The organism is Acinetobacter venetianus RAG-1 = CIP 110063 (assembly GCF_000368585.1).
Lineage (GTDB): Bacteria > Pseudomonadota > Gammaproteobacteria > Pseudomonadales > Moraxellaceae > Acinetobacter > Acinetobacter venetianus.
Genome location: NZ_KB849558.1, coordinates 362,873 through 380,770, shown reverse-complemented (window position 1 = coordinate 380,770; position 17,898 = coordinate 362,873). Strand labels below are relative to the sequence as shown.

The following is a 17,898-nucleotide window of genomic DNA, read 5'->3' as shown; positions in this document are numbered from 1 at the left end:
TATGCCAATGTAGGTATTTAAAATAACAAGTGAGGGCTACGACTATGGAATTGAAAGCGCATCTTTATCGCCTAGAAAATATTAAAGCAATCCATGATCTTGCCGCTGCAGGCATCGATCATAACGTTATCTCAGTTTTTTTATCAGCGGAGGGAATTAGTCTAACAACACTAGAAGTCACCAATGTAATCAACACCTACGATGCGCTTGGAAAAGAGAAAGTACCAAGTAAGAAAGTTCAAGCATTAATTGCAGCTAAAAAAATTGGTCAGGAGGACGAAAACTTACCATGCCCTGTTTAACGATTTACTTTATCCAATAAAAAAACCTCGAACCTTGTTTAGATTCGAGGTTTTTTATAAGGCTCATTACGGATTTGCACTATCTGTTCGTAACCAAACCACAGTGCGGCCTAAAGCAGATACGCCCATATAGCCACGCATACGTAATCGTTTACCATCACCAGTCACAACAGCTTTGCCTTTATAAACACGACCGCTGGTAGCTTCTAATACACGCCCATCAATATAAGCATCAGCTTTGTTTGGATCTTCTCTAAATCCAGACAGAATCTCTAAGCCTAGCAATGGTTTATTTGTATTTGGCGCTGCACATTTCGTACAGTTGGTTAACGCGATACCGCGTGTTGGGTAACGATAAACAATCTTTCCATGAAAACGTCCGTCATTTCCTTTACGGATTTCAACAATTGATAATTGTTCACCTGTTCTTTCTTCGATACTTTTCCAATAGCCTTCGATTGAAGCAGCAAATGTCGTCGCACTTGCAAAAGCAATTGAAAGTCCCATGATTCCTTTCATGAGCATATGATTTAGCATATTAACCCCCGTCTTTAAAAAGTAAGCTATTCATCGTTATAAATTTAATGGTCGAAAATTATCACACTTTTTAGGAAGTTACATCGTACAAAACCACTCTTTAGAACAAAAAATAATCACATCGTCATTTTTATTTCATATACATATGTACATAATTTTAAACAAAAAAAAGCCTAAACTCGTTGTTCAGGCGTCTCTGTAAATAGTTCTTATTTAAGGATTCGCACTATCTGTTCTAATCCAAACTTGGGTACGACCTAATGCTGAAATCCCCATATATCCACGCATACGCATACGTTTTCCATCAGCACTCAATTGTGCTTTACCTTTATAAATATTGCCGGTTTTAGGTTCTAACACACGACCATCAATATACTGATTTGGCTTTTTAGGATCTTCTTTTAATCCCCAAGCAATTTGTAGACCTAAGATTGGCTTATTTTTAAATGGTTCGGGACATTTCACACAATTGGTTAACACTGCTCCACCACCTAAAACTGGATAGCGGTAAACAATCGTTCCTGTATATGTATTATCAGGTTTTTTCTTAATTTCTATGATTGAAAGCTGCTCACCAGTACGGTCATCAATACTTTTCCAAAAACCTTCAGGGGTTGCAGCAAAACTGGTAGAAGTGAATAAAATAAATGATACTCCCATGAGTCCATTCATGAGTGAGTTTCTTTGCATAATATGCTCCGTAATGCAAAATTGATCCATCTAATATACATATGTATTACAACAACAATCGGCAGTCAACACGACCAATAGATATTTAATTATTTAAAATCAAAAAGAATTTTAACTAAGTCACAAATTAACAGTTAAATGAATAAGGGTTAGCAAAGTTATATTTTCTCTCTGTAATTAAAGACTGTAAAAATCTAAAAAATTAAATCAAATTTCAAGCTTTTAATTTGCAATCTAAAACTATGCATCATTCTTTTATGCCAACATGTATAATCTTTTATTTAGGCACAATAGGTTTCTTCTCAATGGATTTACAGATTCTACAAAAACAGTTAGATGAAAGTAGCCATTGTCCTCTCTGCCAAGCTTCAATGTACTGGGTCGAAGCTGAACAATACACTCAAGATATCCAATTTCATGAGTGCAGCCATTGCGAACATCGTGTGTTTAAGCCTGATAGCAATATGAACTGTCATTGTACTCAATGCACGGCACAACGAAAGAAACAAACGCAACAAGCACTTTTACAAGAACAACGCAAATACAAAGCAAAAGATGAAATCATCTATAGCCTCAATCAACTTAGTTTTTTACATAAACTGTTCTTGTTGAGTCTATTGGATGGTTATGCACGTGAAGACATTCAGCATGATGAAATCATCCATTGGAAAAACATTAAATACCATGAATTTACACCTAATTTTTTATTCCAGAACCATTTGATTCAAGACCTCGTCAAACTCGGTATTTTAAAACCACAAGATTCTGGGATTGAAACTGAACATTATTATTTGAATGTTCGCTTAGATGGCTATGCTGAACCAAGTCTGTTTAGTATTACCCATCAGCTTCGCCAGTGGTTTTATGAAAATTTAAGTTTAGGTGTTCCCTTTAAAAGTACAGATGAAGTTAAGGATGCACTCTACTTGTTGCTTTACCAAGAGATTGTGCAATTCATGCAGTTCTACTGTCGTACTTGGGGAATTCAAATTGCTGGAAATCGTTCGTTTCAGGCTTTTTGCTACCGTTTGATGGAGGGGTTAGCGATTGGCCAAATTTACTATCTTATTCAAACCGCTTTAGAATATCTTTATAAACAGAAAGCATTACAGCCGAGAAATGATAAGTTTATTAATACCAACTTATTGAAAAAGACACTTGAACAATATCGTGAACGCGCTTTAGCTGAACGCTGGGAAACAAGCACATTGCCAAGACCACATAACATTCCTTTTAGTAAAATGAGTGAGGTTTTGTTATTTAAGTTTTTGGGTTATGACGAAAATATTTTCTTTCAACCTGTTTGGAAATCTTGGCGTAAAATTGAACCTCGTTTAAATTTTTATTCGGTTAAGCGTTGTATGTATTGTGGTTCGAATGATTTAGTTGTGGACTATGATGCTAAAGATTACGTCTCATTGATTTGTCGTCAATGTAAACATCAAGACCATTATTTTACGCGTTAGTTAGCTCAGGATTTATCATGTCACAGAAACAACAACTTATTGATCAAGTTATAGAAGCTTGGCATTCATTACAAAAACAATCGCCACTCGTTCAATGTATAACCAATAGTGTTGCCAGTAATTATGCGGCGAATATTTTACTTGCTGCTGGTGCGTCACCTGCGATGATTGATAATCCTTTTGAAGCGGAAGATTTTACAAAAATCAGTTCTGCACTCAGTATTAATGTCGGTACACCAACAACTGAACAGACACAGGCAATGTTAATATCAGCACAAACTGCTCATCAGCATGAAGTACCATGGATACTTGATCCTGTGGGTTATGGTGCGATTTTGAAGTGGCGTAGTAAAACTGTAGATCAACTTTTAAAATTTAATCCAACAATTATTCGCGGAAATGCCTCTGAAATCAGTGCGCTTGCAGGCAATCAAATTCAATCCAAAGGTGTAGACAGTACGCTAAATAGCCAAGATGTATATGTACAAGCAAAGAGCTTATTAAACCATGCTAAATGTATTGCGATTTCAGGTAAATCGGATTACATCATTTCTAAAGAATTAGATCTTGTTATTCGGGTAAATGGTGGTTGTCACTTGCAACCTAAAATCACAGCAACGGGTTGTGCATTAGGTGCATTAACAGCCGCGTATAGTGCTGTTAGTGCATCTACAATTGCTGCACTTGCATCACATATTCACTTTGCAATCGCAGGTAAACTTGCTTATGAGCATGCACAAACAGTCGGTAGTTTTAATATTGCATTCCTAGATTATGTGCATATGCTTGATGATAATTTAATTCGGCAATATGTGGATGTAGAGTTGGTATCCTGCGATTATGAGAGTTAATATAGTAATTCAAAAGTTAAACAGTACTTTTAAAATAATTTTCTTTAGGCATATCAATCACCTCAACACACAGTTGTATTTTGAAGTTTATTTTTGATTTTAAATAATTTTTCTGTTCAAGGATGTTGAGCAGTAATCCACCTAATGACTTTTTTTGGGCTTCAGATCGACCACTTAATAAATAGAGTTTTAAATGGATATAAGCATCTTGAATTCCATTTACACCAATTAAAAAATTTTGATCTTTAAAAATACGAGACTTGATATCATGCTCACTAAATAGCATTGTATCGAGTAATACAGTATTTACGTCTTTCAAAAGTTGCAACGAATCTAAATCATTTAAATTAGAAGAATAATTCGTAATGATATGAGGCATTTATTGCTCCTATTCAATAAATAATAAAGCTAAACGCACTTGATCATAGGCCATTCTAGGACTTGTTGCTTCTACGATCGGTCTGAGTTTAATTGCGCCATCATCAGTAAAATGTTCAGGGTTTTTACGCTTATGCAAACGTTTATAAATCTTACGTACTTCTTCCACAACTTCATCACCAGGATTCGCCACAGAAATATCTAAACCTTGTTCTTTATGTAGACGAGATAGGTGATTAATGATCGTTGCTGGCGTTAAACCACGCTCATGTGCAATATCTTCTATCTCATAACCTTCTTCAAATAAAGCACGTGTTTCTTCTAAAGTTGCCGCAGCATAATTCTGCTTTGCGCCTTTAGCGAGCTTTTTCTCATTACGACTAATTTCAGTCGCATTAAGTGTTCCGCCACAATGACGAATAAAGGCATTATGTTGTGTGGTTAAATCAATATTTTCAAAGTTCGTTTCAGCTTCAGTAGACAACTCCTGAAAACGGCGATCTGCTTTGATTGCCAAACTGTCTAGCTCTAAAGCCTGCTCATTGAAACCTAATAATTTAAGTCCAGTCAGAGACTTCAATCGAGATAAAGCAACGTAGCCCTGACCTTTCTCAAAAGTATGCGTTAAATTAATTTCTGCGGCTTCTAAGGTCATACCCTGACTCTTATGAATGGTAATCGCCCAAGCCAAACGTAAAGGAATTTGCTGAAAACTCGCAATCACCTTACCTGCTTCATTTTCAATTGACCAAGTTTCTGGCTCAACCAATAAAGTTGTACCATCGGTTAATTTCACTTTAGGCAAAATACCATTTTTATCATCTTCCTCGAATCCAATGACTTCACCCAAGCTGCCATTAATGTAGCCCATATCAAAATTATTTTTTACAAACATAACTTTGGCATGCTTTTTCAAGGTAAGTTCTTCTGGTGCGCGAACTGATGATTTCAAGGTTTCAATCAGCTTTTCATTACCATCTAAAACTGCATTGAATTGGTGGCTTTCATTATCGATTTCATTGAGATGCTGATAGTTAATATTATCAACATCCATATTGTGTGTATAAAGGCGGGTAAATGTCTCACCTATATCGTGCTGACGAGATTGTTGTAAAGCCGAAATATGATTGCCTTGAATATTTTGCGCGCGAATTGCATTTAAAATCTGGTTGAGAATTTCATCATCCTGACGATGTTGCTCCGTTAAGTAACACACACGAAATTTTGCTTCGACCCAAGCATCCGACATAAAACAAAATTTATCTCGATTGGCCTCGCCATTTCGGCCCACAGGAGGTAACTGGAAAAAATCTCCAGCGACAATCACTTGAATTCCACCAAACGCTTCGTCACTTTCTTTAAAGTATTTGAGGACTTGATTAACGAGATTGAGCTGTTTGGCATGCAACATTGAAATTTCATCAATAATTAAAACTTGGGCATTTTCTAAATGCTCTTTTAAATATTTTCGCTCTTTCATCCGCTTGAGATCATCATCACTCAAGCTATCTTTGATTCCAATTCCTGCCCATGTATGAATAGTCATCCCATTCATATGCGTTGCAGCGATACCCGTTGAAGCTGTAATTGCAACAGGTACTTTGCGTGCTTTTAAATAATGAATGTATTGATTTAACGTATAAGTTTTTCCTGCACCGGCTGAGCCCGTTAAAAAAACATTTTCCCCAGCTTTAAGTAACTTGAGTGCAGTCTCTTGTTTCATAATTTCTTCAGTCAAAAACAACAGCACATAGCTTAACGATTTTTTATGGAAAATAAAAATCTATGTCATGGAGAAAACTCATCATGCCTCACTTTTACATTGACATACGAAGGTTTTCATTTAATGTGTTTGTTAATGAATTCAGACTTGATATATAAAAATGAATAGCTCAAATCTCAATACATATCAAACAGATATATTAGGTGAAGATTATCAGCAAATGACCTTAGATTTTGCTGATGATTATGATGGAAAAGTTGTTGCGACTTTGATCCGAAAGAAAGCCGCATTAGCAACGAAAAAAGCCGTTCTCTATATCCATGGTTTTGCCGATTATTTCTTTCAAAAAGAAATGGCTGAGCAATTTAATCAACATGGTTATGATTTCTATGCACTCGATCTAAGAAAATATGGTCGCTCTAAACTCGCTCATCAAAAACTTTACTATGTGCTTGATTTGAGAGAGTACGATGCTGAAATCAGTAAAGCACTCGAAATTATTGGTCAAGAAAATCACAATCAAGTCTTGCTTGCTGGGCATTCAACAGGTGGTCTGATTACAACACTTTATGCAGCACATTACCCTGATCACCGTCTCATTAAAGCAGTTTGGGCAAATAGTCCTTTTTATGATTTTTATAAAAGTGTTATTGAGAAAAAAGTTGGCATTCCTTTACTCAGTGAGGTTGGTAAACGGTTACCGAATGCCAAATTTCCAAGTGGCTTAAATAAATGGTACACACCAAGTTTACATAAAGATTTTTACGGCGAATGGGATTTCAATCTGGATTGGAAGCCTAAAACCATGCCTTTTGTGGATCTCTGTTTTGTTACAGCAATTCACGAGGCACAAAAAGAAATCCATAAAGGTGTTAGTCTAAAAGTCCCTACACTGATTATGCATTCGCACCAGTCTAAATACCCTCGTAAATGGGGTACGGATGCGCAACAAAGCGACGTTATTCTAGATGTTAAAGACATGACCGATAATGCTAAAAAAATGCAAGGTGATGTGCAGACTTTAGCAGTTCATAATGGGCTACATGATCTTGTACTGTCAGCACCCGCTGTTCGAGCGGAAGTATATCAGCAGCTCTTTCAATGGTTAGAGCAAAAGATTAACTAGAATTAATTTTTATGAGGGAACTCCAAAAACTTGTTTTGGAGTTCTTTTTTTAATATTTCGCACCATATTTGAGCACCACAAAGTATATTATTCAAAATTTCCTACTTTTTTTGCATTTATCCTTTGCTCAAATAAATTTGCCTATTGGTAACTGATATAAACTCTCAAATGAAAAGAGAAAAAGCTTTTATTTTTACCATTTGGAATAAAAAAACCTAAAAATAAATCAGCACATCTAAATTTAGGCATTACTTTTGCACTGTTTGATACAAATTCACTCTGAGGAGTAAAGTTGTATGGACCAAGCGAACTCTGTATCTGCCCCTTCTTCGTCAAGCGCAGAAATTTCATCGGCTGAGTATTTTTCTCAACGTCAACTCAAACAAGGTACGGTCGGTTGGCTTCTCCTCATTGGCTTAGGTGTTGCCTATGTCATTTCAGGTGATTTTGCAGGCTGGAATTTTGGGATTGCCCAAGGTGGTTGGGGTGGTATGTTTGGTGCGACCATCCTCGTTGCAATTATGTATCTATGTTTATGTCTATCCATGTCGGAAATGGCGACAATGATGCCAACCGCAGGCGGTGGTTATAGCTTTGCTCGTGCTGCTTTTGGACCGTTCGGAGGTTATTTAACAGGAACAGCCATTTTAATTGAGTATGCAATTGCACCCGCTGCGATTGCTGTTTTTATTGGTGGCTATTGTGAATCCCTGTTTGGTCTCAACGGTTGGATGGTGTATTTAAGCTGCTATTTACTCTTTATGGGTATTCATTTAAAAGGTGCTGGTGAAGCACTAAAAATCATGTTTGCAATTACTTTAGTCGCGGTCATTGCTCTGGTGGTATTTGTTGTGGCAATGGCACCACATTTTAGCTTACAGAATTTATTTGATATTCCGACCACCACCGCATCAGGTGCAAGCGCATTCCTTCCACAAGGCTATTTAGGTATTTGGGCGGCTGTTCCATTTGCCATTTGGTTTTTTCTTGCAGTCGAAGGTGTTCCATTGGCTGCTGAAGAAGCCAAAGACCCTGCAAAATCTTTACCTAGAGGTCTAATTGGTGCGATGTTGATCTTAACAGCCTTCGCAATCTTGATCTTAGTCTTAGGGGCTGGCGCTGCTGGTGCAAGTACATTACAAAACTCAGGCGCACCTTTAGTTGATGCATTGACCAAAGTCTATGGAACAGAAACATGGTTAGCAACCTTTGTTAATTTCGTGGGTTTGGCTGGTTTAATTGCGAGTTTTTTCTCAATTATATATGCTTATTCTCGTCAAATTTTCGCTCTGTCTCGTGCAGGATATTTACCAACCTCGTTATCACTTACCAATAAAAACAAAGCCCCCTATTTAGCCATTATTATCCCCGGAATTATCGGTTTTTTTCTTTCTCTCACTCGTGAAGGCGACTCTCTTATTTTAATTGCTGTATTTGGTGCAACCATTTCTTATGTGCTGATGTTACTTGCGCATATCAAATTACGCTTATCTAAACCTGATATGCCACGTCCTTACAAAACACCTGGGGGCATTTTTACTTCAATCATTGCCTTAGTGCTTGCCATTGCTGCGGTTGTTGCAGGTTTCGTGGTGAATCCTAAAGTTTGGTTTATCGCAGCTGCAATCTACGCTTGCTTTATTGCTTACTTTTTATTCTATAGCCGCTATCATTTAATTAAAGGTACGCCAGAAGAAGAGTTTGCCAATATCAAGGCAGCAGAACAAGAAGCCAAATAATATAAGGAAATCACAATGAGCTATCGAATTATGGTTGCCAATCAACAATATCATTTCACTGACTTAAAGACATTGATGGCAAAAGCAACACCTTTACGCTCTGGTGATGAATTGGCAGGGGTTGCTGCACTTGATGCAACAGAGCGTGTTGCTGCTCAAATGGCTTTAGCGGATGTACCACTAAAAACCTTTCTCAATGAAACTGTGGTTGATTACGACATAGATGAAATCACACGCTTGATTATTGATGAGCACAATCAATATGCTTTTGCTGCAATCTCTCATTTCACTGTGGGGGACTTTAGGAATTGGTTGTTGAGCGAACAAGCGACGACTGAAACATTATCTCAGCTTACTTCAGGGCTTACGCCAGAAATGGTTGCTGCAGTCAGTAAAATCATGCGCAATCAAGATTTAATTTATGTCGCAAGCAAATGTGAAGTCATCACTCAGTTCCGTAATACCATTGGGCTAAAAGGTCATTTATCGACTCGGTTACAGCCTAACCATCCAACTGATGATGCACTCGGTATTTCAGCGAGTATTTTAGATGGTTTAATGTATGGCAATGGCGATGCGGTGATAGGAATTAATCCCGCAACAGACAATTTGCATAATCTTACAGAGTTGTTAAAACTACTTGATCACGTCATTCAAGAGTATCAAATCCCCACGCAGTCATGTGTGCTGACACATATCAGTTCAGGGATCCAACTGGCTGAAAAAAATGTGCCCATTGATCTGATGTTCCAATCTATTGCAGGAACACAACGAGCCAATGAAGGATTTGGGATTTCACTTGATTTATTACAAGAAGGCTATGAGGCAACACTGGCACTAAATCGAGGGACATTAGGGCAAAATGTCATGTATTTTGAAACTGGACAAGGCAGTGCTCTATCCAGTAATGCACATCATGGTGTTGATCAACAAACACTTGAAACACGTGCTTATGCTGTTGCTCGAAAATATAAACCATTGCTGGTAAATACTGTTGTTGGCTTTATCGGCCCCGAATATCTCTACAACGGTAAACAAATTATCCGTGCAGGTTTAGAAGATCATTTTTGTGGGAAATTACTCGGTTTACCGATGGGCTGTGATATTTGTTATACCAACCACGCAGATGCAGATCAGAACGATATGGATGTACTCCTCACCCTTTTTGGTGCGGCTGGACTTAATTTTATTATGGGTATCCCTGGCTCTGATGACGTAATGCTGAATTATCAAACCACATCATTCCATGATGCGTTGTACTTAAGACAACTTTTGGGCTTAAAACCTGCCCCTGAGTTTTCAGCTTGGTTAGAACAACAAGGCATTTTTAAACAGCAACATGCGCAAATTTGTTGGTCTGATCATATGCCAGAAAAATTTTCACGATTACTGATGAATTAGGAGAATGCCGATGAAACTTGATCGTGATATTCAATATCCTACACATCTACATCAAGATCAGTGGGAAAAACTGAAACAATTTACGGATGCTCGAATTGCGCTTGGTCGTGCAGGTTGCAGCATCCCAACTCAAGCGCTACTTGAGTTTCAACTTTCGCATGCGCAAGCTCAAGATGCAGTTTATCAGAACCTGAATACAGCCTATTTAACTGAGCAATTAAAAGATCATTCACTACAAAGCTTCCATGTAAATAGTAATGCCGAAGATAAAGAAACATATCTAAAACGACCAGACTTAGGACGACAACTTTCAGAACATTCAAAACAAATACTTATTGAGCAATCTATTGATTCACAACCCTATGATGTTTGTATTGTTGTCGGTGATGGACTCTCTGCACGTGCGATTGAAGCAAATGCGATCCCCTTTATTTTGTCTCTAAACAAATATATTCAGCAAGAAGGTTGGAGTCTTGCACCTATTATTTTAGCAACAGGTAGCCGAGTTGCATTAGGTGATGATGTTGCTCAGATTTTCAAAGCATCCATGTTGGTTATGCTAATTGGAGAACGCCCAGGTCTAAGCTCACCAGATAGCATGGGAATTTACTATACATGGCATGCCCGCACAGGATGTCTCGATTCAGCACGCAATTGTATTTCAAATGTTCGTCCAGCAGGCTTGAGCATTCTAATCGCTACGCAACGACTGATGAATTTAATGAAAGAATCAAAACGACTTGGCTTATCAGGCGTGGACTTAAAAGATGAGCATCAAGTCCCAGAGTTTCAACATATAGATCAACCTAAGCTCCTTTTCTAATACCATATTTTTAGAAGTAGAATACGATGACACCTTTTCCAATTTTATCTACTGAAAGACTATTACTACGTGAAATTACGATGGATGATGTGCCTCAACTTTTTGAAATTTATTCAAATGCCGAGGCAATGCGTTGGTTTGGTGCAGATCCTATTCGATCCATATCAGAAGCTCAAAAATATGTTCAAATTTTTGCAGACTGGAGAACACACCCAAACCCTGCAACGCGTTGGGGTATACAAACCCAAGAAAGTGATCAATTGATTGGAACCTGTGGCTTATTCAAATGGGAGCCTGATTGGAAGAAATGTAGAATTGGTTATGAACTCTCATCCTCTGCTTGGGGTCATGGATACATGACGGAAGCATTAAAGACCATGATTGCTTGGGGTTTTGCACACATGAAACTCAATCGAATTGAAGCATTTATCCATCCTAAGAATTATCCATCACTTCGCTTAGCTGAAAATTTAGCTTTTAAATATGAAGGTCATCACAGAGAAGCAGGTTATTGGTCAAATCAGTTTCATGATTTGCTACACTATGGCTTACTTCGATCTGATTGGGACAGTCATTCAGATTAATTGTCTTACAAGTAGTCCCCAAATACACCTGACATAAGAAATATTTCTATGAACTTGAATACATCATTTCCTAAAACAATCTATGCAATTCAACATCTAGCATTCGAAGACTTAGGTTCATTAGAAGACGTATTTTATCAGCTCGGTTTCCGTGTTCGTTATTTTGAAGCTGGTGTTGATGATCTCAGTCCAGCGCTTAATTATGAAGGTCTCACGATTATTTTAGGTGGACCAATTGGTGTCTACGAAACAGAAGACTACCCTTTTTTAATTGATGAAATCTCTGGTTTAAGACAACGCTTAAAAGACGATAAGCCAACGATTGGTATTTGTCTTGGTGCTCAATTAATTGCACATGCGCTAGGAGCAAACGTTTATGCAGGTGAACAAAAAGAAATAGGATGGAGTGAATTAGAAATCAAAAATGTAGAACAGAATATTTTATCGCCACTTAAAAATACAAAAGTATTGCATTGGCATGGAGATACTTTTGATTTACCAGAGAATGCGACCTTACTCGCAAGTTCTGCAATGTATCCAAATCAAGCCTTTTCCATTGGAAAAAATATTTTAGCACTACAATTTCATTTAGAAATTCTTGAAGAAAGCTTCGAAAAATGGCTAATTGGGCATACTTGTGAAATACGTAATGCTCAACTATCGATTCAACAGTTGAGGAATGATAATTATTTGTATGCACAAGATTTAGAACAAAAGACACAGAATCTGATGAGGAGTTTTTTAGAGTATCTTATTTAAAATTAATAGATAAATATTCAAGCAATATGTTAAACGTAAACAATATATTGCTTAAGTTCTTTAAAATCCCATAATTTTCAACTCAATATTTTTACAATTTGATAAAATCAATTACATAAATAAACATAAAAAAAGTCAATTTAAAACAATATATATTAGCAACAGTCAATAAAAACAATAAACTATAAACATTATATTTTATTGTATTGTGTCTTGGGTGGGTCAGCAGCAGCATGCTAAAGTTTTTAAAAAGTTTTCATACAATTAATACGTACCTAATTATCTCGATTTTTGTACTTATTTTTATCGTCATTTATTTTTATCATATTAACCCTTAAAAATAAAAAGCCCAATGACAACATTGGGCTTTTTATTTTTAATTAGATATAATTTAAAATAAGTTTATAAAATCATTTTTTTTCGATTTTAAAACTATCTTTTAAATCTAAAATACGATTAAACACAGGTTTCTCTGGATTGTGATCATGTTGATCCGCGACAAAGTAACCTTCACGTTCAAATTGGAAACGATCTTCTGGTTTTGCTTGTGCCAAAGCAGGTTCAATCACAGCTTGAACCACTTTTAATGATTCAGGATTCAGATGCGCCAAGAAATCATCATCTGCATCTGGCGCAGCCTCAGTAAACAAGCGATCATAAATACGTACTTCCGCAGCTACACCTTTACTCGCAGATACCCAATGAATCACCCCTTTTACCTTACGACCCTCAGGGTTTTTACCTAAAGTTTCAGGATCAATTGAACATTTTAGTTCAATGATTTCACCACTAGCATCTTTAATCACCTCATCACACTTGATCACATAAGCATGGCGTAAACGCACCTCACCTTCTGGTATTAAACGTTTAAAACCTTTTGGAGGTACTTCTTCAAAATCTTTACGATCAATATAAATTTCGCGTGTTAATGGAATAACACGCTCGCCCATATCAACATTCGGATGACGTTTATGCGTTAAATCTAATTCTTCTGGCAAATTAGTTAACGTTACTTTCAATGGATCAAGCACCGCCATACCACGAGCTGCTGCATTTTCTAAAGACTGACGAATACAGAACTCAAGCATCGCGACATCAACAATACCATCAGTTTTTGATACGCCAACACGCTTACAGAAATCACGTAAACCTTCAGGTGTGAAACCACGACGTCGCATCCCAACGACAGTTGGCATACGTGGGTCATCCCACCCTTGTACATAATTGCCTTCAACTAGTTTACGCAATTTACGTTTAGAGGTAATCGTATAATCCACATTTAAACGAGAGGATTCATACTGACGCGGTACAGCTTGAGAGTGAACTTTTTCTACAATCCAATCATAGAATGGACGGTGATCTTGGAATTCCAAAGTGCAGAGTGAATGAGTAATACCCTCAATGGCGTCAGATAATGGATGAGCATAGTCATACATTGGATAAATTTTCCATTTATCGCCTGTTTGGTGATGTTCTGAATGAAGCACACGATAAAGAATCGGGTCACGCATGTGTACATTCGGACTCGCCATATCAATCTTGGCACGTAGTACAGCACCGCCTTCTTTGATTTCACCATTACGCATTTGTTCAAAGCGCGCAAGATTCTGTTCAACAGAAGCATCGCGATAAGGTGAGTTTTTACCCGGCTCAACGAAATTACCGCGATTCAGCTTAATTTCTTCTGGAGTTTGCAAATCAACATAAGCATCACCTTGTTCAATCAACTGAACAGCCCATGCATACAGTTGATCAAAATAACCTGAGGCATAGCGAGGCTCGCCATTCCAGTTAAAACCTAACCATTTCACATCGTTGGCGATACCATCAACATATTCTTGTTCTTCAGCATCTGGGTTAGTATCGTCAAAACGTAAGTTACATAACCCATCAAATTCCTCAGCAATACCAAAGTTCAAACAAATTGCTTTTACATGACCAATATGTAAATAACCATTTGGCTCAGGAGGGAAACGTGTAACAACTTTTTGCGTACGTCCATCTTTTAAATCATCAGTAATGACTTGACGTACAAAATCTAAGCCTACCTGTTGTTCTTGCTGCTCAGCATCGACAATGGCTTGGGTGTTCGGTGTCGGGGTCTTTGGCAGTTCTGAAACAACATCATTTGGCTTCATAGGGAGTAAATCACTTCTTACTGTTAAAAATAGGACATAAAAACGCAATCTTTGCTTTTTCTCAAAGATTTTAACGTTTTTTACTTGCCTTGTAGTTTACAGTTTGCTTATGCTTCTCTCAACCAAAAACCCATGGTCACAAGACCATGTTTAGGAGATTAATGTAATGAGTTTTCCTCAAGTCGAATTAAATACCAACAAAGGTCGTATTGTTCTTGAGCTTAACGCTGAAAAAGCACCAAAAACGGTTGCAAATTTCTTAGAATATGTACGTGACGGTTTCTATGACGGCGTAATTTTCCACCGTGTGATTGATGGTTTTATGATCCAAGGCGGTGGCATGGATGAAAACTTTAAAGAAAAAGCAACGCGTGACTCAATCGAAAACGAAGCTGACAATGGCTTAAGCAACGATGAAGGTACAATCGCAATGGCGCGCACACAAGCACCTCACTCTGCTTCTGCTCAGTTCTTTATTAACGTAAAAAACAACTCTTTCTTAAACCACACTGGTAAAACAGCTCAAGGCTGGGGTTATGCAGTATTTGGTAAAGTTGTTGAAGGTATGGACATTGTAGGCGAGATTAAAGGCGTTCGTACTGGTAACCGTGGTTATCACGCTGATGTTCCTTTAGAAAACGTTGTGATTGAATCTGCTAAAATTATCTCTGAATAATAATCCTTCCTAACCTCCCTTTATAAAGGGAGGAAAGTCCCTCTTTAAGAAAGAGGGATTTAGGGAGATTTAAAAAGGATAAAAGTGTGACCTACCTGTTTATTTCAGATTTACACTTGTCACCTGATCACCCTCGACTCGTTCGAGGGTTTTTGGCTTTATTGCAACAATATCAAGATAAAAACACCCAACTTTATATTTTAGGTGATTGGTTTAATGCATGGATTGGTGATGACTACACAGCTCCATGGTTAGATGAAATCATTCAAGCATTACAAAGTTTCACCAATGACGGAAATCAAGTGTACTTCCAAGTTGGTAATCGTGATTTCGCTTTGGGACAAAAATTCTTAAACAAATTTAATGGTATTCTATTACCAGACGTTTATACACTTGACATTCACCATAAAAAATTTCGTCTTGAACATGGTGATGCGCTCTGTACTGATGATGTGGCATATCAGCGTTTCCGTAAAGTGATTCGTAATCCAGTTTTGTTGGGTTTCATAAAGCGCACACCACTTAGTTTTCGACAAAAACTAGCCAATGGTTTTCGCAAAAAAAGTAGCCAAACCAAGCAGCTGAAAAGTTATGACATCATGGATGTGAATGCTCATGCAGTAGAGTGCTTGATCGATCAAGTTGATTATTTAATTCACGGTCATACTCACCGTCCAGAAATCCACCAAGTTGATAATAAGCAACGTATTGTCTTAGGGGATTGGCGTGCTGATTCAGCGTGGATTTTAGAAATCAATCCACTAGAAAATTATCATTTAGATTTTAAACAGTGGCACTATTAAGAAAATTTTATTCTGCAATTTAATACATCACTTTTATTCAAGTCAGCTAAAACTTTGCACATACGACTTAAATCTATATAGAAATCACATTTCACTACTTTCAGTGAAATATAGATCAAGTAAAATAAATTAAATTTTTAAATTGAGTTAATTTCTGATGGATACTTTAGCTACAGCAAAAACACGTTATGCGACAAAAGCTTATGACACAGAGAAAAAAATTCCAAAAGAACAATTTGAAAAGCTACTTGAAATTTTGCGCTTTAGCCCTTCTTCGGTAAATATTCAACCATGGCATTTTTTAGTTGCAGAATCTGATGAAGCCAAACAGCGCATTGCTTCAGGACTCACGGGTAAATATATTTACAATGCAGCCAAAGTCTTGAACTCATCACACACCATCATCTTTTGTACTCGTACAGATATTACACCAGAATATTTAGAACAATTATTACAACAAGATGATGTAAGTGGACGATTTAAAGATGAAACAGCTAAACAAGGTCAACAAGATACTCGTTCTGGCTATGTCGAATTCTATCGCAATGAACTCAAAAATCTTTCAGCATGGATGGAAAACCAAACCTATCTTGCACTTGGTCAATTGCTTTTTGCAGCAGGATTAGAAAGTATTGATGCGACACCAATGGAAGGTTTTGATCGCGATACAATCAATAAAGAATTTGGATTGACAGAAAAAGGTTTAAAAGCCTCAGTGATTGTTGCATTAGGCTATCGCAGTGATAGCGATTTTAATGCCAAACTACCTAAATCACGCTTAGCAGATGACGTAGTGTTTACTCGTTTATAATGAATCAGAACAAGGGAGTTATTCATTTTACTCCCTTATTTTTATTACATCATAGCTTTGGCTAAACATAATACTGCAATCACGCCACAAACTAATCCAATCCATGTATATGCTTTTATTCGCTCTTTGAACAATACAACTCCACTCAATACACCTAAAACAACAACGAGAATATTCATTCCAGCAAAGACAATCGCAGGCGTTTCTTTAAAAATCATATGTGCTTTAACATATAAAGCGATATTGGAAAAATTTAATATTCCTAAAAACAAACCTGTAAAAATGTTTTTAGGCTGCCAGTTCGCTTGTGTAATCGCAATATAAGCAATCGATAAAATGAAGGCAGCAATAAATGTTAAATTCAACGTGACTGCAAACTGCAAACCCAGACTACTACTATATTTAAGTAGTACATCTACTGCCGCATAACCCGCCCATACACTGAATAGAAACAAAGCTGACTTTAAGCTTAATCCTTTATTGGCCTGTTCTGTTGCCTGCCCAACAATAATTGCCAATATTGCAAGCACACCAAGAACAACACCTATTAATTTTAATTGGCTAAATTGTTCACCAAAAATAAAATACGCTGCTAATAAGGAAAGAATAACCGCTAGACGTTGAGCAATTTCTGTTTTAAGAATACCCGCGAATTGTAATGATTTGGCTAAACATAGAAAAATACTTGGCAGCAATATTGCCAAAGTGAATATGAGCCACCACGGTGTATTTTGAATTGAAACATGTGTGAGATCTGTCTTAAACCAGTAAAAACATAAAATACTTGCGCTTAGATAATTCCAAGCAATCATTTGAAAGACATCAAACCCTTTGATCTTTAGATATTTCAATAGAATCGAGACTAGAACGCTACAACATGCTGCCGCAATAATCATTTCCATAGTATTTATTCTTACTTTTTAAACATAAAAAAATGCCAGTCTATAATTAGACTGGCATTTTTAAAGATCATCAATCAATTAACGATTGTTTTCGTCTTCTTGACCATCTTCAAATTTAGTTTCGCCGTCGAAGCCGCCTTGACCACCGAAGCCGCCTTGACCACCGAAGCCGCCTTGACCACCGAAGCC

18 protein-coding genes and 1 pseudogene are annotated in these 17,898 nt (G+C 37.2%); 12 read left to right on the top strand and 7 right to left on the bottom strand.

What is annotated here, in order from left to right; translation table 11 throughout:
- Positions 1-44 precede the first annotated feature (44 nt).
- Positions 45-302: a hypothetical protein gene (locus F959_RS07260; protein WP_004878699.1), complete on the top strand. Its 258-nt coding sequence runs from the start codon at positions 45-47 to the stop codon at positions 300-302.
- Positions 303-368: 66 nt separating this feature from the next.
- Here the strand turns inward: F959_RS07260 and F959_RS07255 are convergent, their stop codons facing one another.
- Together F959_RS07255 and F959_RS07250 are read right to left on the bottom strand one after the other, a co-directional pair.
- Positions 369-839, bottom strand: coding sequence for a DUF2147 domain-containing protein (locus tag F959_RS07255; protein WP_004878698.1), 471 nt, complete (start codon positions 837-839; stop codon positions 369-371).
- A 213-nt stretch (positions 840-1,052) separates the two neighbouring features.
- A complete protein-coding gene (locus tag F959_RS07250; protein ID WP_004878695.1) occupies positions 1,053-1,529 on the bottom strand; it encodes a DUF2147 domain-containing protein in 477 nt (158 codons plus the stop codon).
- 305 nt (positions 1,530-1,834) lie between these two features.
- Between F959_RS07250 and F959_RS07245 the strand changes: the two genes are divergently transcribed.
- Together F959_RS07245 and thiM are read left to right on the top strand one after the other, a co-directional pair.
- Complete coding sequence (locus F959_RS07245; protein WP_004878693.1) at positions 1,835-2,995, top strand: hypothetical protein; 1,161 nt, start codon at positions 1,835-1,837, stop codon at positions 2,993-2,995.
- Positions 2,996-3,012: 17 nt separating this feature from the next.
- A complete protein-coding gene (gene thiM / locus F959_RS07240) occupies positions 3,013-3,846 on the top strand; it encodes a hydroxyethylthiazole kinase (RefSeq protein ID WP_004878692.1) in 834 nt (277 codons plus the stop codon).
- A 16-nt stretch (positions 3,847-3,862) separates the two neighbouring features.
- Here the strand turns inward: thiM and F959_RS07235 are convergent, their stop codons facing one another.
- Both F959_RS07235 and F959_RS07230 read right to left on the bottom strand, forming a co-directional pair.
- Positions 3,863-4,225, bottom strand: coding sequence for a 5-carboxymethyl-2-hydroxymuconate Delta-isomerase (locus F959_RS07235; protein ID WP_004878690.1), 363 nt, complete (start codon positions 4,223-4,225; stop codon positions 3,863-3,865).
- A 9-nt stretch (positions 4,226-4,234) separates the two neighbouring features.
- Complete coding sequence (locus tag F959_RS07230; protein ID WP_004878688.1) at positions 4,235-5,947, bottom strand: AAA family ATPase; 1,713 nt, start codon at positions 5,945-5,947, stop codon at positions 4,235-4,237.
- A 160-nt stretch (positions 5,948-6,107) separates the two neighbouring features.
- Here F959_RS07230 and F959_RS07225 point away from each other — a divergent pair, with 160 nt between their 5' ends.
- The 6 genes from F959_RS07225 (at position 6,108) to F959_RS07200 (ending at position 12,379) form a co-directional block, all read left to right on the top strand.
- A complete protein-coding gene (locus tag F959_RS07225) occupies positions 6,108-7,073 on the top strand; it encodes an alpha/beta hydrolase (protein ID WP_004878686.1) in 966 nt (321 codons plus the stop codon).
- 296 nt (positions 7,074-7,369) lie between these two features.
- Positions 7,370-8,812 (top strand): ethanolamine permease, encoded by a 1,443-nt coding sequence (gene eat, locus F959_RS07220; protein ID WP_004878684.1) that lies wholly within the window; start codon positions 7,370-7,372, stop codon positions 8,810-8,812.
- Between the two features lie 15 nt (positions 8,813-8,827).
- Complete coding sequence (locus F959_RS07215; protein ID WP_004878683.1) at positions 8,828-10,213, top strand: ethanolamine ammonia-lyase subunit EutB; 1,386 nt, start codon at positions 8,828-8,830, stop codon at positions 10,211-10,213.
- Positions 10,214-10,223: 10 nt separating this feature from the next.
- Positions 10,224-11,036 (top strand): ethanolamine ammonia-lyase subunit EutC, encoded by an 813-nt coding sequence (eutC, locus tag F959_RS07210; protein WP_004878681.1) that lies wholly within the window; start codon positions 10,224-10,226, stop codon positions 11,034-11,036.
- 26 nt (positions 11,037-11,062) lie between these two features.
- A complete protein-coding gene (locus tag F959_RS07205) occupies positions 11,063-11,620 on the top strand; it encodes a GNAT family N-acetyltransferase (protein ID WP_004878680.1) in 558 nt (185 codons plus the stop codon).
- A 48-nt stretch (positions 11,621-11,668) separates the two neighbouring features.
- Complete coding sequence (locus F959_RS07200) at positions 11,669-12,379, top strand: glutamine amidotransferase (protein ID WP_004878679.1); 711 nt, start codon at positions 11,669-11,671, stop codon at positions 12,377-12,379.
- Between the two features lie 410 nt (positions 12,380-12,789).
- On the opposite strand, the gene F959_RS07195 is transcribed toward F959_RS07200, so the two are convergent.
- Entirely contained in the window at positions 12,790-14,517 is a 1,728-nt protein-coding gene (locus F959_RS07195; RefSeq protein WP_004878678.1) for a glutamine--tRNA ligase/YqeY domain fusion protein, read from the bottom strand.
- 166 nt (positions 14,518-14,683) lie between these two features.
- Here F959_RS07195 and F959_RS07190 point away from each other — a divergent pair, with 166 nt between their 5' ends.
- The 3 genes from F959_RS07190 (at position 14,684) to nfsB (ending at position 16,807) form a co-directional block, all read left to right on the top strand.
- Entirely contained in the window at positions 14,684-15,193 is a 510-nt protein-coding gene (locus tag F959_RS07190; RefSeq protein ID WP_004878677.1) for a peptidylprolyl isomerase, read from the top strand.
- An 86-nt stretch (positions 15,194-15,279) separates the two neighbouring features.
- A complete protein-coding gene (locus tag F959_RS07185) occupies positions 15,280-15,996 on the top strand; it encodes a UDP-2,3-diacylglucosamine diphosphatase (protein WP_004878676.1) in 717 nt (238 codons plus the stop codon).
- A 157-nt stretch (positions 15,997-16,153) separates the two neighbouring features.
- Entirely contained in the window at positions 16,154-16,807 is a 654-nt protein-coding gene (gene nfsB, locus F959_RS07180) for an oxygen-insensitive NAD(P)H nitroreductase (RefSeq protein WP_004878675.1), read from the top strand.
- A 44-nt stretch (positions 16,808-16,851) separates the two neighbouring features.
- On the opposite strand, the gene F959_RS07175 is transcribed toward nfsB, so the two are convergent.
- Both F959_RS07175 and F959_RS16860 read right to left on the bottom strand, forming a co-directional pair.
- On the bottom strand, positions 16,852-17,709 hold the full coding sequence (locus tag F959_RS07175; RefSeq protein ID WP_004878674.1) for a DMT family transporter: 858 nt from the start codon (positions 17,707-17,709) through the stop codon (positions 16,852-16,854).
- A gap of 78 nt (positions 17,710-17,787) precedes the next feature.
- Positions 17,788-17,898 (bottom strand): annotated as a pseudogene (locus tag F959_RS16860) (RNA chaperone Hfq); the annotation flags it as partial.

What these genes read in the sequence shown, in the direction of transcription:
- F959_RS07260 (WP_004878699.1), top strand. Translation starts at nt 45, where the DNA reads ATGGAATTGAAAGCGCATCTTTATCGCCTAGAAAATATTAAAGCAATC.
- F959_RS07255 (WP_004878698.1), bottom strand. Translation starts at nt 839, where the DNA reads ATGCTAAATCATATGCTCATGAAAGGAATCATGGGACTTTCAATTGCT.
- F959_RS07250 (WP_004878695.1), bottom strand. Translation starts at nt 1,529, where the DNA reads ATGCAAAGAAACTCACTCATGAATGGACTCATGGGAGTATCATTTATT.
- F959_RS07245 (WP_004878693.1), top strand. Translation starts at nt 1,835, where the DNA reads ATGGATTTACAGATTCTACAAAAACAGTTAGATGAAAGTAGCCATTGT.
- thiM (WP_004878692.1), top strand. Translation starts at nt 3,013, where the DNA reads ATGTCACAGAAACAACAACTTATTGATCAAGTTATAGAAGCTTGGCAT.
- F959_RS07235 (WP_004878690.1), bottom strand. Translation starts at nt 4,225, where the DNA reads ATGCCTCATATCATTACGAATTATTCTTCTAATTTAAATGATTTAGAT.
- F959_RS07230 (WP_004878688.1), bottom strand. Translation starts at nt 5,947, where the DNA reads ATGAAACAAGAGACTGCACTCAAGTTACTTAAAGCTGGGGAAAATGTT.
- F959_RS07225 (WP_004878686.1), top strand. Translation starts at nt 6,108, where the DNA reads ATGAATAGCTCAAATCTCAATACATATCAAACAGATATATTAGGTGAA.
- eat (WP_004878684.1), top strand. Translation starts at nt 7,370, where the DNA reads ATGGACCAAGCGAACTCTGTATCTGCCCCTTCTTCGTCAAGCGCAGAA.
- F959_RS07215 (WP_004878683.1), top strand. Translation starts at nt 8,828, where the DNA reads ATGAGCTATCGAATTATGGTTGCCAATCAACAATATCATTTCACTGAC.
- eutC (WP_004878681.1), top strand. Translation starts at nt 10,224, where the DNA reads ATGAAACTTGATCGTGATATTCAATATCCTACACATCTACATCAAGAT.
- F959_RS07205 (WP_004878680.1), top strand. Translation starts at nt 11,063, where the DNA reads ATGACACCTTTTCCAATTTTATCTACTGAAAGACTATTACTACGTGAA.
- F959_RS07200 (WP_004878679.1), top strand. Translation starts at nt 11,669, where the DNA reads ATGAACTTGAATACATCATTTCCTAAAACAATCTATGCAATTCAACAT.
- F959_RS07195 (WP_004878678.1), bottom strand. Translation starts at nt 14,517, where the DNA reads ATGAAGCCAAATGATGTTGTTTCAGAACTGCCAAAGACCCCGACACCG.
- F959_RS07190 (WP_004878677.1), top strand. Translation starts at nt 14,684, where the DNA reads ATGAGTTTTCCTCAAGTCGAATTAAATACCAACAAAGGTCGTATTGTT.
- nfsB (WP_004878675.1), top strand. Translation starts at nt 16,154, where the DNA reads ATGGATACTTTAGCTACAGCAAAAACACGTTATGCGACAAAAGCTTAT.
- F959_RS07175 (WP_004878674.1), bottom strand. Translation starts at nt 17,709, where the DNA reads ATGGAAATGATTATTGCGGCAGCATGTTGTAGCGTTCTAGTCTCGATT.